Origin of the sequence: Methylobacterium oxalidis (genome assembly GCF_007992195.1) — a bacterium.
Taxonomy (GTDB): Bacteria; Pseudomonadota; Alphaproteobacteria; order Rhizobiales; family Beijerinckiaceae; genus Methylobacterium; species Methylobacterium oxalidis.
Window position 1 is genome coordinate 1 of record NZ_BJZU01000262.1, and the last position, 1877, is coordinate 1877.

Below are 1877 nucleotides of genomic sequence, written 5' to 3' on the forward strand. Positions count from 1 at the left end.
CCGGCTTCCAGAAGATCTCGGCCGGCATGCAGGTCAGGACAGTTCCATGGTTTGGCGAACTGCTTCAAGGAGGCGAGCCATCCAATGCTGAGGGCATGGAGCCTCAGGGAAATTGGTCAGCGACCGTGCCCACCGACTAAGGCGGAGAAACATCCAGCACGAACAGCCATACGTCACATCCTGCACGGCAGCGGATCGCGCGAGTCGCCTCATGAACCGGAAAGACGCGGGTGAGGACTGGCGGTCCGTCAGCACGCGAGCGCCCGACGAGACGACGATCAAGCTCGCCCATGCGCGCGCCAATGAACCCGGTCGCGGACGCACCGCCGCCCGGCCCGAGCAGATCCCGGCCCCGGGCTGGCGCGACATTCTCTGGCGTGTCGTGCTGTCCCTGCCCGAAGATCGTGTGCTCGCCACGGCGGGCGGGGTCGCCTTCTTCGCGCTCCTGGCAACCTTCCCGGGTCTCGCGACGATCGTCTCGCTCTACGCCCTCGTCTCGGACCCGAACGCGATCGGTCAGCACCTCAGCCTGCTCGCGGGCGTGCTCCCGAACGGGGTGCTCGCGCTTCTGGATGATCAGCTTGTGCGCATCACCCGCCAGAGCAGTGGCACCCTCAGCACCGCCTCGCTTCTCAGCCTTCTGATCGCCTTCTGGAGCGCCAACTCGGGCGTGAGCGCCCTCTTTGACGCGCTGAACGTCATCTACAAGGAGCGGGAGAAGAGGTCTCTGGTCCGCTTCTACGCGACCACCTTCCTGTTCACGCTGGGCGGGGTGCTGTTCGCGCTTGCCGCGACTGCCATGGTGGTCGTCCTGCCGGTCGTGTTGGACCGGCTTGGCTTCGGGTCAGCGACGGATGCTCTGCTGCGCATCGCGCGCTGGCCGGCCCTGCTCGTTCTTGTCAGCCTCGGGCTGTCTCTGATCTACCGATACGGTCCGAGCCGGCGCGAGGCCAAGTGGCGTTGGGTCAGCTGGGGCAGCGCTGCGGCGGCCCTGTGCTGGGTCTGCGCCTCGGCTCTCTTCTCTTGGTACGTGGCCAGCTTCGACAGCTACAATCGGGTCTACGGCTCGCTAGGAGCGGGCGTTGGGTTCATGACGTGGATCTGGCTGTCGGTGGTAATCGTGCTTGTCGGGGCAGAGCTGAACGCTGAGATGGAGCGGCAGACGGCGCGCGACAGCACGACCGGTAGGCCGAAGCCGCTGGGATCTCGGCAGGCCTATGCGGCTGACACAATCGGCCCTGCGCAGTCCTGAACTGCGGACGCAGTGCTATGATCATCGCAGAGGCCAGCACCTAGACTTGAGGTATATAGGATGAGTGGGTTCGTCCGCCGGCGAATGAACCCGCTTTGCGCTACTATGAAACTGGCATCGCAACGCGCCATGCCTGGCGTTGCGAACAGAGGCAGTCAGATCAGGGGACGTTCTGCGCCGACAAGCCCGATCATAGACGCCCTGGACAGCCAACTTTACAGGCCCGGAAGGATAGGCACGGCTGCTCCGGGTTCTAAGTGCATGCCACCGGGCCCGACATGCTCACGGGCGGGATATTGGATTGAGCTGCACGGAGGTAGAGCATCCGAGAAGTTGCGTTCTTAGCACGAGCTAGGAGTGGAGAATGGCTGAGCTTGTCGTTGTTGGCTTCGACGATCCGCCTGGTGCGCAAGGCACAACCCGAGAAGGTGCTAGCGGAGATGTCGCGCTTCCGCGGACGCGTGATCCGCTCCTCGCTCTCACCGGAGCAGGAGAGCCGCCTTCAGGCGGCCTTGTCTGGTCCACAGGTGTCGATGCCAGGCAGCAGCAGCGAGCCGGCAGCCAACGGCACGGCCGCGGGGATCGGCACCAGCCCCGCAGCCTACCCGGTGATGCGATGCCCATT

1 protein-coding gene and 1 pseudogene are annotated in these 1877 nt (G+C 64.7%); both read left to right on the top strand.

What is annotated here, in order from left to right; translation table 11 throughout:
* Positions 1–211 precede the first annotated feature (211 nt).
* Positions 212–1252, top strand: a complete 1041-nt coding sequence (locus MOX02_RS30365; protein WP_147029471.1) for a YihY/virulence factor BrkB family protein — start codon at positions 212–214, stop codon at positions 1250–1252.
* Positions 1253–1653: 401 nt separating this feature from the next.
* Positions 1654–1877, top strand: a pseudogene (locus MOX02_RS30370) (DUF1269 domain-containing protein); the annotation flags it as partial.

Bases quoted from the DNA above. Each gene is read 5' to 3' on its own strand.
- MOX02_RS30365 (WP_147029471.1), top strand. From the start codon at position 212: ATGAACCGGAAAGACGCGGGTGAGGACTGGCGGTCCGTCAGCACGCGA.